14 protein-coding genes and 1 riboswitch are annotated in these 15,766 nt (G+C 61.2%); of the genes, 6 read left to right on the forward strand and 8 right to left on the reverse strand.

Translation table 11 applies throughout. The annotated features are described in order from the left end of the window. Positions 1–43 precede the first annotated feature (43 nt). The 3 genes from cpdA to PMI37_RS06515 form a co-directional block, all read right to left on the reverse strand. Positions 44–859 (reverse strand): 3',5'-cyclic-AMP phosphodiesterase, encoded by an 816-nt coding sequence (cpdA, locus tag PMI37_RS06505; protein ID WP_008079244.1) that lies wholly within the window; start codon positions 857–859, stop codon positions 44–46. Positions 860–958: 99 nt separating this feature from the next. Continuing rightward, positions 959–1,411, reverse strand: a complete 453-nt coding sequence (locus PMI37_RS06510; protein ID WP_008079245.1) for a DUF1249 domain-containing protein — start codon at positions 1,409–1,411, stop codon at positions 959–961. Further along, positions 1,402–2,019, reverse strand: a complete 618-nt coding sequence (locus PMI37_RS06515) for an NUDIX domain-containing protein (protein ID WP_008079247.1) — start codon at positions 2,017–2,019, stop codon at positions 1,402–1,404. Before PMI37_RS06515 ends, PMI37_RS06510 begins: the two co-directional genes overlap by 10 nt. A gap of 226 nt (positions 2,020–2,245) precedes the next feature. On the opposite strand from PMI37_RS06515, the gene PMI37_RS06520 reads away from it, so the two are divergent. After that, positions 2,246–2,992 (forward strand): RsiV family protein, encoded by a 747-nt coding sequence (locus PMI37_RS06520; protein WP_008079249.1) that lies wholly within the window; start codon positions 2,246–2,248, stop codon positions 2,990–2,992. On the opposite strand, the gene cytX is transcribed toward PMI37_RS06520, so the two are convergent. Both cytX and thiC read right to left on the reverse strand, forming a co-directional pair. Continuing rightward, positions 2,961–4,253 (reverse strand): putative hydroxymethylpyrimidine transporter CytX, encoded by a 1,293-nt coding sequence (gene cytX / locus PMI37_RS06525; protein ID WP_008079251.1) that lies wholly within the window; start codon positions 4,251–4,253, stop codon positions 2,961–2,963. The two genes, PMI37_RS06520 and cytX, sit on opposite strands and share 32 nt — an antisense overlap. A 145-nt stretch (positions 4,254–4,398) precedes the next feature. Continuing rightward, a complete protein-coding gene (thiC, locus tag PMI37_RS06530; protein WP_008079253.1) occupies positions 4,399–6,288 on the reverse strand; it encodes a phosphomethylpyrimidine synthase ThiC in 1,890 nt (629 codons plus the stop codon). 146 nt (positions 6,289–6,434) lie between these two features. Continuing rightward, positions 6,435–6,540, reverse strand: a riboswitch (TPP riboswitch). Between the two features lie 206 nt (positions 6,541–6,746). Here thiC and PMI37_RS06535 point away from each other — a divergent pair. Next, positions 6,747–8,180, forward strand: a complete 1,434-nt coding sequence (locus PMI37_RS06535; RefSeq protein WP_008079254.1) for a TolC family outer membrane protein — start codon at positions 6,747–6,749, stop codon at positions 8,178–8,180. Between the two features lie 169 nt (positions 8,181–8,349). On the opposite strand, the gene waaA is transcribed toward PMI37_RS06535, so the two are convergent. Then, positions 8,350–9,624, reverse strand: a complete 1,275-nt coding sequence (gene waaA, locus PMI37_RS06540) for a lipid IV(A) 3-deoxy-D-manno-octulosonic acid transferase (protein WP_008079255.1) — start codon at positions 9,622–9,624, stop codon at positions 8,350–8,352. Positions 9,625–9,635: 11 nt separating this feature from the next. Continuing rightward, complete coding sequence (locus PMI37_RS06545; protein ID WP_008079256.1) at positions 9,636–10,532, reverse strand: LysR family transcriptional regulator; 897 nt, start codon at positions 10,530–10,532, stop codon at positions 9,636–9,638. A 108-nt stretch (positions 10,533–10,640) separates the two neighbouring features. Here PMI37_RS06545 and PMI37_RS06550 point away from each other — a divergent pair, with 108 nt between their 5' ends. The 4 genes from PMI37_RS06550 to PMI37_RS06565 all read left to right on the forward strand — a co-directional run bounded on the left by PMI37_RS06550 (position 10,641) and on the right by PMI37_RS06565 (position 14,150). Continuing rightward, on the forward strand, positions 10,641–10,973 hold the full coding sequence (locus PMI37_RS06550) for a DMT family transporter (RefSeq protein ID WP_008079257.1): 333 nt from the start codon (positions 10,641–10,643) through the stop codon (positions 10,971–10,973). A gap of 198 nt (positions 10,974–11,171) precedes the next feature. After that, positions 11,172–12,347, forward strand: a complete 1,176-nt coding sequence (locus PMI37_RS06555; protein WP_008079258.1) for an NAD(P)/FAD-dependent oxidoreductase — start codon at positions 11,172–11,174, stop codon at positions 12,345–12,347. Continuing rightward, complete coding sequence (locus PMI37_RS06560; RefSeq protein ID WP_008079260.1) at positions 12,344–13,156, forward strand: aldo/keto reductase; 813 nt, start codon at positions 12,344–12,346, stop codon at positions 13,154–13,156. Before PMI37_RS06555 ends, PMI37_RS06560 begins: the two co-directional genes overlap by 4 nt. Before the next feature lie 31 nt (positions 13,157–13,187). Beyond that, entirely contained in the window at positions 13,188–14,150 is a 963-nt protein-coding gene (locus PMI37_RS06565) for a hypothetical protein (RefSeq protein WP_008079262.1), read from the forward strand. 161 nt (positions 14,151–14,311) lie between these two features. Here the strand turns inward: PMI37_RS06565 and hldE are convergent, their stop codons facing one another. After that, complete coding sequence (gene hldE / locus PMI37_RS06570) at positions 14,312–15,733, reverse strand: bifunctional D-glycero-beta-D-manno-heptose-7-phosphate kinase/D-glycero-beta-D-manno-heptose 1-phosphate adenylyltransferase HldE (RefSeq protein ID WP_008079264.1); 1,422 nt, start codon at positions 15,731–15,733, stop codon at positions 14,312–14,314. Between the last annotated feature and the right edge of the window lie 33 nt (positions 15,734–15,766).

Raw genomic sequence — 15,766 nt, forward strand, 5'->3', positions numbered from 1 at the left:
AAGATCAAAAGATCGCAGCCTGCGGCAGCTCCTACAGGGATTATCAATATCCGTTGGAGCCGTAGTCGACGGTGAAGGCGAAATTGATGACGCGTTCGACGCCGGTTTCCAGGCGACCATCCGGTAACAACCGCAACCAGCGATACCCCGGCGCCTGCTCACCGACCTTGAAGTCTTCACTGCCCGGCTCGAACTGAATGCACGTCGAAGGTGAAGCCATCAACCGCACGCCATTACGCTCGCGATCAATCTCCTGGTGCACGTGCCCCCACAGCACCGCGCGGGCTTGTGGAAAACGATCCAGCACCTCGAAAAACGCTTCAGGATTGCGTAAACCGATCGGCTCCATCCACGCGCAACCGATCGATACCGGATGATGGTGGAAGCACACCAGATGATGCCGCTGCGGCGCTTCGCTCAGCGAGCGGGCCAGCAGTTGCAGCTGATCATCCTGCAAATACCCTGGCACTGAGCCGGGTACAGCCGAATCAAGCATCGTCACGCGCCAGTTGCCGATATCCACCACCGGTTCCAGCAGCGAGCTCTGCACGGCGGCCTGCGCCATGATAAGCGGTTCATCGTGATTACCGGGAATCCAGCGCGCGGGCGCATCGATCTGCGCGCTGATCTGGCGAAACTGCTGGTACGACTCCAGCGTGCCGTCCTGGGAAATATCCCCGGTGGCCAGAATCAGGTCGATCTGCGGCTGCTGGCCCAACACCAGCTCGATGACCTTTTGCAGGCTCTCGCGGGTGTTCATGCCCAGCAGCGTACCGTCCGCTTCAGCGAACAGATGGCTGTCGGACAACTGCACCAGCAGCGCCGAATCGGCGGGGGTCAACGTGGATACGCTCGGCAAGGCGTTCTCCCAAGGCAAGAGCACGGAATCGATCAAGTGCCGCAATTATGCTGGGGGATCAGTGAAAGAGGAAACCGCCTAACCGGACACAGTTCACAACTAGCGTACGACTTCGTACTCATGCCCCAATGCCAGGCAATGGCTCAGCCATTCCCCCAGGAACAGATTGAGCTGAGCCTTTTCATCCGGCTGGTGCATCGCCGCGTTCGGGTAAGGATAGATGCCGCGAAAGCGCCTTGCGTGTTCGGCGCTGACCACTTCAGCCATGCGCGCGTCGTGATAGACCTGCACTTCCAGTTGTGGCACCGGCAGCCAAGGCAGGCTGTGCTCCTGACGCACTTGCAACGTGGTGGTGTAAGGACAGGCCTGCAACACTTCGAGGGCCAGCACGCCGAGCATCTGTTCGCCCTGGGTCACGGCAATGCGCCGCGCTTCGGGTTCGTTGCGCATGTCCGGCAGCAGTCGCATCAGACGCGCGTAGTTAGCCTCGCAGGCGGCTTGCAGCCCCACGAGGTCGACTCGATAGCGATCGCGCAACTTGTTTACGACCATAACCCCCTCACTTCGGCGCGGTTCAGCGCCAGCCATTGCAAGGCGATGATGCTCGCCGCGTTGGCAATGCGTCCGTCACGGACGGCCTGCAAGGCATCTTCAAAGGCCCAGACCGTGACGCGGATATCTTCTGCCTCTTCTTCCAGGCCATGCAGGCCGCCAACGCCTTCGGTGCTGCAACGCCCCAGATACAAATGCACGAACTCGTTGCTGCCACCCGGCGACGGGAAATATTTGGTCATCGGCCACAGGGCCTTGATGTCCAGTCCAGCTTCCTCCTGCGCTTCGCGGTGAGCAACTTCTTCCGGTTGTTCATCCTTGTCGATCAGACCAGCGACCAGTTCGACCAGCCACGGATTATCGGTCTTGCCCATGGCGCCGATGCGAAACTGCTCGATCAGCACCACTTCGTCACGCTGCGGGTCGTAGGGCAGCACGCACACGGCATCGTGGCGCACGAACACTTCACGGTTGATCTCGCGGCTCATGCCACCGGCAAACAATTCATGGCGCAGGTGCACACGGTCGAGCTTGTAAAAGCCCTCGTAGCATTTTTCGCGCCGCACGATATCGACGGCGGTCGGAATGGCGTTGGCAAAATCAGTCATGAGCATCCTCTTTACTGCAGATCCATTACGAGGTTGCTGTGTGACTGGCAACCTCGACTTCGCGCCATCCTAACGCGCCCGCACCGTTTGATGCAGCCCCTTTACCGTCAGCGGGATGGACGGTGAAGGCGAAACCCACTCTAATTAGCTTAGTGGCGAACTGACTGCTTCTGCGAGAGTCGAAGCGGATATCTTTTTGCCTTCCCCTGCTTTCGAAAGGACGCCCATGTCGCTTTTCAAAATTGCCTCCGTGGCCGCCATCGCCCTGACTCTGGGCGCCTGCGCCAGCCTGTTCCAGCCCAACTACCGCACGCCGCTGGAGACCACCCGCGACGCCTCGGAACAACTGAAACCCGGCTGTTCCAACCCTGATTGCCCGCTGGTGAACATCGACACCCTGCGCTTCCCGGCCGAGCCTGCACTGGACGGCATCATCGAAAAACGCCTGCTGCAAATGACCCGCACCGAGAAAAATGCACCGGTAGCGCCAACCCTGGCGGCTTATCGCGATCAGTTTCTGGCCAGTGCCGGCCCGCGCAACAGCAGCTACCTGCAAGCGAAAGTACGCGAGCAGCATGACGGCTTGGTGATCATCGAGTTGTCGAGCTACCTCGACACCGGCGGCGCGCATGGCACACCGGGCCGTGGTTTCATCAACTATTCGCGCCAGCAGCACAAAGTGCTGAACCTGTCCGACATGTTGCTGCCGGGCCAGGAAGAGGCGTTCTGGAAAGCGGCGCAGGTTGCGCACAACAGCTGGTTGATCAGCACCAAGCTCGATCAGGAGCCGGAGTTCGTGGCGAACTGGCCGTTCGTGAAAACCCCGAACGTGGCGCTGACCTATGGCGGCGTGATCCTCAAGTACGACGTGACCACTATTGCGCCTTATGCGCTGGGCCACGTCGAACTGAAGATTCCTTATCCGCGTCTGAACGGCATTCTCAAGCCCGAGCTGTTTCCCGGCCGTAACTGAAGGCCCGACCGAGCACTAGCTGCAACAGCCCTGCCAGCACCAGCGCCGGCAGGGTTGCGCCGACATCCGGATACAGATTCGCCAGCAAGTGGTAGGTGCTCACGCCACCCAGCCACGCCAACAACGCCGGCCAGCGCAATGCGGCTGACGCGACCTGAGCACTGCGCTTGCGCAGAATGAAGTGATCCACCAGCACCACGCCGAACAGCGGCGCAAACACCGAACCGATCAACAGCAGGAAATTCTGGTACTGCGCCAACGGCGCCAGCAGGGCAATCAGCGTGCAGATCACGCCGATGGCCAAGGCCAGATGCTCGACTTTCAGACGCAACAGAATCCCGCTCGAAACCGCTGCCGAATGAATGTCGGCGAAGGCGTTTTCCGACTCATCCAACAGAATCAACAACAGCGGAATGCCCAGACCGGCGCCGGCCAAGGCCAACAGCAACGCATTGACCTCACCGCTCGGTGCGAAGGCCAGGGTGTAGGCGACGCCAAGGCTCATCAGCCAGAAGTTGCCGATGAAGAAACCGACCGCAGTGCCACCGAAGACATTTTTCGCACGCTTGCCGAAACGCGAGTAATCGGCGATCAGCGGCAGCCACGACAGCGGCATCGCGATGGCAATGTCGAAACCCACGGCGAATGGCATCGAACCGTCACCGGCACGCGACCAGAGATCCGCCAGATCGGCTTTGGCGAACAGGTTCCAGGTCAGCCAGATGCACGCTGCCAGCAGCAGCCAGATGCCCCACTTGCGCAGGATCTGCCGCACGAAGGTCAGCGGGCCGCTGACCGCGAGCAAGGTGGCCAGCGCGCCGAAAAACAACGTCCACAACACCGGGTTCGACCATAGCGAACCTTCGCTGAACGCCCGAGTGCCGAGCAGGCTGGCGGCGTCACGCATGACGATGATTTCGAACGAGCCCCAACCGATCAGTTGCAGCAGGTTGAGCAGCGCCGGCAGGCTTGCGCCCTTGCTGCCGAGGCTGAGTTTGAGGGCAGCCATCGACGACAGGCCGGTGTCGCTGCCGATCACGCCGACAGCGGCCAGCAACAGCACGCCGACCAGCGTGCCAAGGAAAATCGCCAGCAGCGAACCGGACAGGCCCAAACCTGGCGCGAGCAATGCGCCGGTCTGCAAAACCATCAGGCCGATGCCGAGGGAGAACCACAGGGAAAACAGATCGCGACCGCCGAAGACACGCTTGTCGGCGGGCACGGCGAGGTCGGGGGAATAAGTGCTGGGTTGAATGCTCAAGGGTGTTATCTCAGAGGGACATTTGTTGTTGTGTGATCGTTCCCACGCTCTGCGTGGGAATGCCTCTAGGGACGCTCCGCGTCCAGTGACGCGGAGCGTCACGGGCTGCATTCCCACGCGGAGCGTGGGAACGATCAGTACGGGGTCAAATTTTCTTGTACAGCTGACTGCCTTCCTTCTTGAACCGCTCGGCCTGTTCCGCCAGGCCTTGGGCGACGTCCACGTCGACCGCGTCGATCCGCTGGTTGGCCGCGTATTCGCGGACTTCCTGGGTGATCTTCATCGAGCAGAATTTCGGCCCGCACATCGAACAGAAATGCGCGACCTTGGCCGAGTCCTTCGGCAGGGTTTCATCGTGATACGAACGCGCGGTGTCCGGATCCAGACCGAGGTTGAACTGGTCTTCCCAACGGAATTCGAAACGCGCCTTGCTCAAGGCGTTGTCGCGAATCTGTGCGCCCGGATGCCCTTTGGCCAAGTCCGCCGCATGCGCCGCGATCTTGTAAGTGATGATCCCGGTCTTCACGTCATCCTTGTTCGGCAGGCCCAAGTGTTCCTTCGGCGTCACGTAGCAAAGCATCGCGCAACCGAACCAGCCGATCATCGCCGCACCGATGCCGGAGGTGATGTGGTCGTAACCCGGCGCTATGTCGGTGGTCAGCGGGCCGAGGGTGTAGAACGGCGCCTCGTCGCAGCACTCCAGCTGCTTGTCCATGTTCTCTTTGATCAACTGCATTGGCACGTGGCCCGGGCCTTCGATCATGCATTGCACGTCATGCTTCCAGGCGATCTTGGTCAGCTCGCCCAAGGTCTCCAGTTCGCCGAATTGCGCTTCGTCGTTGGCGTCGGCAATCGAGCCCGGACGCAGGCCGTCGCCCAGCGAGAAGCTGACGTCGTAGGCCTTCATGATTTCGCAGATTTCGTCGAAGTGGGTGTAGAGGAAGTTCTCTTTATGGTGCGCCAGGCACCACTTGGCCATGATCGAACCGCCACGGGAGACGATGCCGGTCACGCGCTTGGCGGTCAGCGGCACGTAGCGCAGCAGCACGCCGGCGTGGATGGTGAAATAGTCGACGCCCTGCTCGGCCTGCTCGATCAGCGTGTCGCGGAACAGCTCCCAGGTCAGGTCTTCGGCGACGCCATTGACTTTTTCCAGCGCCTGATAAATCGGCACGGTGCCGATCGGCACTGGCGAGTTGCGGATGATCCACTCGCGGGTTTCGTGAATGTGTTTACCGGTGGACAAGTCCATCACGGTGTCCGAACCCCAGCGAATGCCCCAGGTCAGTTTCGCCACTTCTTCTTCGATCGAAGAACCCAGCGCGCTGTTGCCGATGTTGCCGTTGATCTTCACCAGGAAGTTACGGCCGATGATCATCGGTTCCAGTTCGACGTGGTTGATGTTGGCCGGAATGATTGCGCGGCCACGGGCGATTTCTTCGCGGACGAATTCGGCAGTGATTTCTTTCGGGATGCTCGCGCCGAAGCTGTGGCCGGCGTGTTGTTGCGTCAACAGGCCGGCAGCGCGGGCCTCTTGCAGCTTCATGTTTTCGCGGATGGCGACGTATTCCATCTCGGCGGTGATGATGCCTTTACGGGCGTAGTGCATCTGGCTGACGTTGGCCCCGGCCTTCGCGCGGCGCGGGTTGTTGACGTGGGCGAAACGCAGCTTGGTCAACTCGGCATCGGCCAGACGTTGTTGGCCGAAGTTCGAGCTCAGGCCTGGCAGGCGCTCGGTGTCGCCACGGTCATCGATCCACGCCGAACGCACATCGCCCAGACCTTTGCGCACATCGATCACTACGTTCGGATCGGTGTACGGGCCTGAGGTGTCGTAAACGGTGACCGGCGCGTTGATTTCGCCGCCGAAGTCAGTCGGCGTCACGTCGAGGCTGATTTCGCGCATCGGCACACGGATGTCCGGGCGCGAGCCCTGGACGTAGACTTTTTGCGAACGGGTGAACGGCTTGACCGATTGCTCGTCGACCTTGGCCGAGTCACTCAGGTTGATCGCGTTTTTTGATTTTGTAGTCATCACGGGCTCTCCAGACAGCATCCAGGCAGTGGATTGTCGGAGCAGAACCTGAAAGGCACGGACGCACCAGGACTGGTGCTGTGCATCGTCGTCGAGCGTTCGATTGTCGAACAATTTCCCGGACGAAGCACAAGAGGACTCGCCGGGTGACGAGAAATCTTGTTCCCTACGCAGGCGCTAACCTGATCAGGTTCAACGGGATCCGAAATTATTCGATCTCAGCCTCATAGCAAGGCACCCCGACAAGAACCCGGCCAGTCTAGACACAACCGGCAAAGAACGCCAACACCGCAGCAAACACCATGATGAATGGCGCAAATACACAGGTTGGGCCGATTGTTGTGATCGGTTTGCGCAACTACACTCGCTTTGCCCCGCCACGCCTTGACGCTGTGGGGCCTGCGCCTTACCTTTGGCGCCCGGATTACTTCCATAATATTAATGCTAGGGATCGCCTCATGCTGCGCAAACTCTCACTGGCTGTTGCCGTGTCTTGTGCGTCCAACGCAATGGCCTGGGCAGCAGAAGCGCCCTTGTCGACCAAAACCGATCTGGTCAGCGTCTATCAGGAAGCGGTCGACAACAACGCCGATCTGGCCGCCGCCCGCGCCCAGTACGGCGCACAGAAAGAAGTGGTGCCCCAGGCCCGCGCCGGCTTGCTGCCGAACCTGTCCGGCGGCGCCGAAACCGCCAATGTGCGCACCTCGATCGATCAGCCTTCGGCCATCGCCAACCGCAGCGCTCACTCGTATCAGGCGACCCTCGCCCAGCCGCTGTTCCGCGCTGATCGCTGGTTCCAGTACCAGGCCGCCAAGGACGTCAACGAGCAAGCCGCGCTGCAACTGTCGGCAACCGAGCAGAACCTGATCCTGCAATCGGCCGAAAGCTATTTCAACGTGCTGCGCAGCCAGGACAACCTGGCCTCGACCAAGGCTGAAGAAGCCGCGTTCAAGCGCCAGCTCGATCAGTCCAACGAACGCTTCGATGTCGGCCTGTCGGACAAGACCGACGTCCTGCAATCGCAAGCCAGTTACGACACCGCACGGGCTAACCGCATCGTGGCGCAGCGTCAGGTAGATGATGCGTTTGAAGCGCTGATCACCCTGACCAACCGTCAGTACAACTCGATTCAGGGCATCGTCCACTCGCTGCCGATCCTGCCGCCAGCGCCGAACGATGCCAAATCGTGGGTCGATACGGCGGCGCGCCAGAACCTGAATTTGCTGGCCAGTAACTACGCCGTCAGCTCGGCGGAAGAGACATTGAAGCAGCGCAAGGCCGGTCACTTGCCGACCCTCGACGCGGTGGCCAAATACGAAAAAGGTGACAACGACGCCCTCGGTTTCGCCAACCCGAACTCGTTCGGTGCGCCTTACGGTGGCAACGTTGAACAGACCACCGTCGGACTGCAGCTGAACATCCCGATCTATAGCGGCGGTCTGACCAGTTCGCAAGTGCGTCAGTCGTATGCGCAACTGGATCAGAGCGAGCAGCAGCGCGAATCGCTGCGTCGGCAGATCGTTGAGAACACCCGCAATCTGCACCGCGCGGTGAACACCGATGTTGAGCAGGTGCAGGCGCGCAAGCAATCGATCATTTCCAACCAGAGCGCGGTGGAAGCCACGGAAATCGGTTATCAGGTGGGAACGCGCAACATCGTTGACGTGCTCGATGCGCAGCGTCAGCTGTACACCTCGGTGCGCAACTACAACAACACTCGCTACGATTACATTCTCGACAACCTGCGCTTGAAACAGGCGGCGGGGACGTTGAACCCGGGGGATCTGGAAGATCTGCGACGCTATCTGAAAGCCGACTACAACCCGGACAAGGATTTCCTGCCGCCGGATCTGGCCAAGGCTGCAGAAGAACAACTCAAGGCCCGCCCATAAACAATCTGGAATGAATCCCCTGTGGCGAGGGGATTTATCCCCGTTCGGCTGCGCAGCAGTCGCAATACCGGTGAACAGGGTTTTGCTGAATCACCGCGGTGAATGGTTTTGGGGCTGCTTCGCAACCCAACGGGGATAAATCCCCTCGCCACAGTAATATTCCAAGCAACTATTTGATCAGCCGCGCCAAGCCATCCAGCAAGCGCTGCAACGCGCCCTGGTTGCGGCGCATCACCGCCAGCCCGGCCTCGGCCATGCGCTGCGCATCACGCGGCAATTCAAACAAACGCTGCACTTCCACCGCCAGCCCTTCAGCATCATCGACCTCTGCCAACGCCCCGGCTTCGCGCAACTGTGCGGCGATGTCGAGGAAGTTGAACAGGTGCGGGCCGCTGAGCACCGGTTTCGCCAAGGCTGCGGGCTCCAGCAAATTGTGCCCGCCGTTCGCCACCAGACTGCCGCCGACAAACGCACTGTCGGCCAAGGCATACAGAAACAGCAACTCGCCCATGGTGTCGCCGAGCAGTACAGAAGTCTGCCCATCGACATTCGCCCCGGTCGAGCGTCGCAGCGTGGCAAAACCTTCGCGCTGACACAGTTCGAACACCGAGTTGAAACGCTCAGGATGACGCGGCACCAGAATCAGCAACGCATCCGGGTGATTGGCCAGCAAACGGCGATGGGCATCGAGCACCACTTCGTCTTCGCCTTCATGGGTGCTGGCGGCGATCCACACCGGACGCTCTTGTGCTTGCCATTGCCCACGCAATTCAGCGGCACGTTGCAGCAGTTGCGGGTCGATGGTCAGGTCGAACTTGATCGAACCGGTGACCTCAACCGTCTCCGGGCGCGCGCCCAGATCCCGGAAGCGCTGGGCTTCGGTTTCGGTCTGCACGGCAAACAGGCTCATCTCGGCGAGCATCGGTGCGGTCAGTTTGCGGAACCGCCCATAACCGCGTGCCGAACGCTCGGACAAGCGTCCATTGGCCAGCGCCACCGGAATCCCGCGCTTGGCGCACTGGTGAATGTGGTTGGGCCACAGTTCGGTTTCCATGATCACTGCCAGTTTCGGCTGTGCGCGATCAAGAAACCGCGCCGCCGCACACGGCAAGTCATACGGCAGGTAGCAATGCTGGATGCGTGGCTCATTGGCGAACAGCGCCTGAATGCGTTCCGAACCGGTCGGCGTCATGCAGGTTACGGTGATCGGCAGTTGTGGATAACGTTGCAGCAGAGCGCGGATCATCGGCGCCGCAGCGATGCTCTCGCCCACCGACACCGCGTGCACCCAGATGCCGCCGGGTTGCAGCGTCGACATGCCGTAGGAGAAACGTTCGCCAATCCGCTTGGCATACGCCGGCGCCTTGCGCGCCCGCAGCCACAGCCGAATCGCCACCAATGGCAGCCCCAGGTAAAACAGCGCGGTGTATAGAGTTCTATTCATGGCGGCGGAGTTTATCGACTTTTGTCGCCGATCGCCCGCAAGTGCACGGCAAAACGCTCCGCCAGCCAACGCGCCGCCGGGCCAAGCGGCTCGTCACGGCGCCAGACCAGTTCCACCACCAGCGCCGGCGGCGTCCATTCGCTGTCGAGTTCGACCATCAACCCCTGATATGCCGAGTACTGCACGACGTGGCGCGGCAACCACGCCCAACCGAGATCGCGCACCAGCCATTCGGCCATCACGTAGTAGCTGTCGGCGCGCCAGACTTGCGGGCTGGCCGGTTCGTTGCCGGGGTAGACGCTGGTTTGGGTCGACATCAACAATTGCCGATGCTGCGCCATCTGCTGACATGTGACATAGCTCTGCGTCGCCAACGGATGATTGATCCCGCAGACGGTGACCATTTCGACGCTACCAAGGACTCGGCGCTCCAGCGCTTCGGGGATTTCATCGTGATAGAACAGCAGGCCGAGGTCAGCACGGCGCTCGACCAGTTTGCGCGCGACTTCGCCCTGGGCGGCGCTGGTCAGCTGCACTTCGAGGCTGGGAAATTGTTCGGCCAGGGCGCCGAAGCTTTCCACCAGCGCCTGATACGGCATCGCTTCATCCTGCGCCACGCGCAATTGCGCTTCCTGACCGCGCATCATCGCCATGGCCCGGCCGTTGAGGCGTTCGCACTGGCGCAGCACTTCCCGCGCTTCTTCGAGTAACGCTTCACCTGCTTCAGTGAGGGTTGGCTGACGACCGCTGCTTCGCTCGAACAGGCTGACGCCCAGATCGTCCTCGAGCATCGCGACAGCACTGCTGATCGCCGACTGCGCCTTGCGCTGCTGACGCGCCACGGCGGAGAACGAGCGTTGATCGGCGACCGCGATAAATGTGCGTAATTGATCTAGATTCCACTGCATGCTGCTCGCCTAACCCATCTTTCAAACAGATAGGTAATGACTTTACCGCATCTGAAGAATCACTAAAATGCCGACCTCAGACAGTAACGCTCCACTTGAGGAATACCCATGAACGCCTACGCCTACCTTGCCATCGCTATTTGCGCCGAAGTCATGGCCACCGTTTCGATGAAAGCGGTCAAAGGCTTCAGCACGCCGCTGCCTCTGCTGGTGGTGATCGTGGGCTACGCCATCGCGTTCTGGATGTTGATCCTGGTGGTGCGCACCGTTCCCGTTGGCGTGGCCTACGCGGTATGGGCCGGCATGGGCATCGTGATGGTCAGCGTTGCGGCGCTGTTCATTTACGGGCAGAAACTGGATATCCCGGCGATGCTCGGGATGGCCTTGATCGTGCTGGGCGTCGTCGTCATCCAGCTGTTCTCGAAAACCGCCGGCCACTAAAGACAAAACACATCCCCCTGTAGGAGTGAGCCTGCTCGCGATAGCGATCTGTCATTCAACATTTATGTCGTCTGATAGAACGCATCGCGAGCAGGCTCACTCCTACAGGTTTGCGCTCCCTCTGTTGATCATCGACAAATCCCCCTCTTTCCCGAGTCTGTATACTGCGCCCTCGTCTTGAACACCTGAGGTCGCTGCATGCCATCCGTTATTTCCACCGACGTTCTGATTGTCGGCGCTGGTGTCGCCGGCCTCTGGCTGAACGCGCGTCTGCGCCGTCAGGGTTTTTCGACCGTGCTGGTGGAAAGCGCCAGCCTCGGCGGCGGGCAGAGTGTGAAGTCGCAGGGGATCATCCACGGCGGCGCCAAGTACGCGCTGCACGGTGCGCTGACCGGCGCCTCGGAAGCCATCGCCGACATGCCGCGCCGCTGGCGTGAAGCGCTGGCCGGCAACGGCGAGCTGGACCTGTCCGGCGTGCGCCTGCTCTCCGAAGCTCACTACCTGTGGTCGCCCGGCACCCTCGCCGGCAACCTCACCAGTTTCTTCGCCAGCAAAGCCGTGCGCGGCCGCGTCGATCAGGTCAAGGGCGAGCAATTACCGGCGGCCCTGCAAAACAAGCGCTTCAAGGGCAAGGTCTACCGCCTCGCCGAACTGGTGGTCGATGTGCCGAGCCTGATCCAGCGCCTGGCCGATCTGGCCGGTGATGGCCTGCTCGCCGGGCAAACCATCGAGCCGCTGCTGGAAGCGGGCGTGCTGGTCGGTCTGAAAGTCGACGGCCGCGAGATCCGCGCCCAGCGCATCGTCCTCAGCGCCGGCGCCGGTACCGCGCAATTGCTTGAAGACCTCGGCCTGAGCCAGCCGGCCATGCAACGCCGGCCGCTGCACATGATCATCGCCAAAGGCCCAGGCCTGAAACCGCTGTACGCGCACTGCCTGGGTGGCGGCACCAAACCGCGCATCACCGTGACCACGCACCCGGCGGCTGACGGTCAGTGGGTCTGGTACATGGGCGGCGACATCGCCGAAAGCGAAGGCGTACACCGCGAACCGGCCGAGCAGATCGCCACCGCGCAAAAGGAAATCGCCCAGTTGCTGCCGTGGATCGACCTCAGCACCACGCAATGGGCGACCCTGCGCGTCGACCGCGCCGAACCGCTGCAAACCGGGCTGACACGCCCCGATAATGCCTTCCTCGCCGAGCAGGGCCGGTTGCTGGTCGGCTGGCCGACCAAATTGGCGCTGGCGCCGGACTTCGCTGACCGCGTGATCGCTTCTCTCGAACGCGACGGCATCCAGCCACAAGCCAGCGAACCATTGCCGGCCTTGCCGAAACCACCGATGGGCGTTCCCGCCTGGGAGCAATTGCTGCCATGAGCCTTCCAACCCTGCACGACTTCCACCGTCCACTGGGCAGCACCGGTCTGACGGTTTCGCCGCTGGGCCTGGGCACGGTCAAACTCGGCCGCGACCAAGGCGTGAAATACCCCAACGGTTTTCAGATCCCCGGCGACGACGAAGCGCGAATGCTGCTGCGCCAGGCGCGCGAACTGGGCATCAACCTGATCGACACCGCCCCGGCCTACGGTCGCAGCGAAGAACGCCTCGGCCCTCTGTTGCGCGGTCAGCGTCAGGACTGGGTGATTGTCAGCAAGGTCGGCGAGGAGTTTGCCGATGGCGTGTCGCACCACGACTTCAGCGCTGCGCACACGCGCATGTCGGTTGAGCGCAGCCTGAAACGTCTGGAAACGGATTTTATCGATCTGCTGCTGGTGCATTCCGACGGCAACGACATGGCGATCCTCGAGCACGAAGAGGTTTACGCGACACTCGCCGCGCTCAAGGCCGAGGGCAAGATTGGCGGCTTCGGCTTTTCCGGCAAAACCGTCGAGGGTGGCCTGAAAGCACTGGAGCAGGGCGATTGCGCGATGGTCACCTACAATCTGAACGAACAAAACGAGAAAGCTGTCATTGACTATGCTGCTGCCCACGGCAAAGCCATTCTGGTGAAAAAGGCGCTGGCCAGCGGTCACGTTTGCCTGAGCCCGGGAGTCGATCCGGTGCGCGCCAGTTTTGAGTTGCTGTTCGCGCAGCCTGGCGTGGCCAGTGCTATTGTCGGCACGATCAATCCGCTGCACCTCGCCCACAACGTTGCGACCGTAGCCCAGGTCCTGCGTGGTCACTGACGCCGCTTCGCGGCCTTAAGCAGGAGCCGATATGCCGCGCACGCTCATCAGAAAGAACCCGAGCAACTTCAAGACCCTGCCGCTGTTCGTCGAAGCCACGCCCGAAGGCCTGACCTACCAGAGCGTCGGCATGCCGCTGAACTTCGCCCAGACCTTGCAGCGGCGCAAACCGGTGAGCGTCGCCGATGCCGAGCGCTTCTCGCTGGAGTTGGCCAACCTCGGTGTGTCGGTGCGCGTGACCCTGCATTGGCAGAATCGCGATTACTGGGTGCTGGTGCGCCAGCGCCGGCAAGATCGCGGCGACGTGGTGCTCAAGCTGATTTCCGGCTACGTGCCGGCGCACGAGTTGAACATTCCGCTGCACACGGCGATTCAGGAAATTGCTGAAGAGTGTTTGCTGGAAACGCCTGAAGGCTGGCTCGGCGGGCGTTTCAACGACACCTGGCTGCCGGCGCCCTACTCATCTGCCCTGCATTATCGTGAGGCCTTGCCGTTTCGCCTGACTCCGTTGTCCGGGTCTGCACGGCCGGTGCGCTGCGCCAATCTGCAATTGCTGGAACGACCACGCGCCTATGTGCATCTGCCGACCGCATCGTTGCAATTGATCTACGACCTGCGCCTGGACGTGCCCAAGGAAGCCAAATCCCTGAGCCTGTTTCATGTCGATGAACGACTGGAAGGTGATCAACTGGTGGCGCGACTGGATCGCAAGCGACCGGATCTTTATCTGATGCCGTTGCAGGACGGCCAACCGTTGCCGGAGTTGTACACCCTGAAAAAGGATCAACTGTACCCGGCGAGTACCCGTGGTTTGTATCTGGCGGAAAGCTTTGCCCGCCAGGAGGGCTGGCTGGTGCGCGATGAGCGGATTCGCTGGAAGGACTGGTTGCGTCAGCAGGGACTGACGCCACCGGAGAAGGCGACTGGTCTGGCGCGGTTGCGCGGCAAGGCCAGGCAACTGCTGAAAAAAATCGTACCGCGCAAAGCGATTTGAAGGTTTCACCATAACCTTGTGGCGAGGGGATTTATCCCCGTTGGGTGGCGAAGCCGCCCCAAAACCCGTGACCGCGGTGATTGAGATTAATCGCGGTGACCGGTTTCACGACTGCTGCGCAGCCGAACGGGGATAAATCCCCTCGCCACAATTGTCCTTCATCAGGACTTGCGGATTTTTTCCACAATCGCCGTGGTCGAGCTGTTTTCCACCAGCCCCAGCACTTTCACCGTACCGCCGTAAGCGGTGACGATATCCGCGCCAACCACCTGCTCGATGCCGTAATCCCCACCCTTGACCAACACATCCGGCTTGACCTCGCGCAGCAGGTTTTCCGGCGTGCCTTCAGGGAAGCTGATCACCCAATCTACTGCGCCCAGACCGGCGAGTACCGCCATGCGTCGGTCGACACTGTTGATCGGACGACCCGGGCCTTTCAGACGGCTGACCGAGGCGTCATCGTTGATCGCGACGATCAGGCGATCGCCTTGCGCGCGCGCCTGTTCCAGGTAGGTCACATGGCCAGCATGGAGGATGTCGAAGCAGCCATTGGTGAAGACGATCCGCTCGTTGTGCGCACGGGCATCGTCAACCGCCAGCAGCAGTTGCTCCAGACCCAGCACGCCACGCTCGGAGCCTTCTTCACGCTGAATCGCGCGGCGTAGCTCCGGGGCGCTGATCGCCGCCGTACCGAGTTTGCCAACAACAATGCCGGCTGCCAGATTGGCCAGCGCCACCGCGTGAGGCAGTTCTTCGCCCGCTGCAATTGCTGCCGCCAACGTCGAAATCACGGTATCGCCGGCACCGGTGACGTCGAACACTTCACGGGCACGTGCCGGCAAGTGCAGTGCCGGATGATCCGGGCGCAACAGGGTCATGCCGTGTTCGCCACGGGTCACCAGCAACGCGCCGAGCTCGAGGTCGTGCATCAGGGTCGCGCCCTTGCTCACCAACTCGTGCTCATCGGCACAGCCGCCGACGATGGTTTCGAATTCGCTGAGGTTCGGCGTGATCAGGCTGGCGCCACGGTAGATCGAGAAATCCTTGCCCTTCGGATCGGCCAGCACCGGAATGCCTTTGGCACGTGCGGCCTGGATCAGCACCTGATGGTTTTTCAGCGCGCCTTTGCCGTAGTCCGACAGCACCAGCACCTTGATGCCTTCGAGCAAGTCTTCGACCTGCGAGGCCAGGGCCAGTGCATCAGTGGCAAACGGTTCTTCAAAGTCGATACGCAGCAGTTGCTGGTGCCGGCTCATGACCCGCAGTTTGACGATGGTCGGTTGATGCGCAATGCGCTGGAACAGCGCACGCACACCCGCGCCCTTGAGACTGTTGCTCAGGCTGTCGGCGGCTTCGTCATCGCCGGTCACACCGACCAGCGACGCCGGCGCACCCAGCGCGGCAATGTTCAAGGCAACGTTGGCAGCGCCGCCCGGACGGTCTTCGATTTGCTCGACTTTAACGACCGGCACCGGCGCCTCAGGGGAAATCCGTGAGGTACCACCATGCCAGTAACGGTCGAGCATGACATCGCCGACCACCAAGACAGGGGCTTGATCGAATCGCGGCATGGACAACTTCATGGAGCAACCCACATACAAAATGAACAGGGGCGC

Source organism: Pseudomonas sp. GM80 (genome assembly GCF_000282515.1).
Taxonomy (GTDB): Bacteria; Pseudomonadota; Gammaproteobacteria; order Pseudomonadales; family Pseudomonadaceae; genus Aquipseudomonas.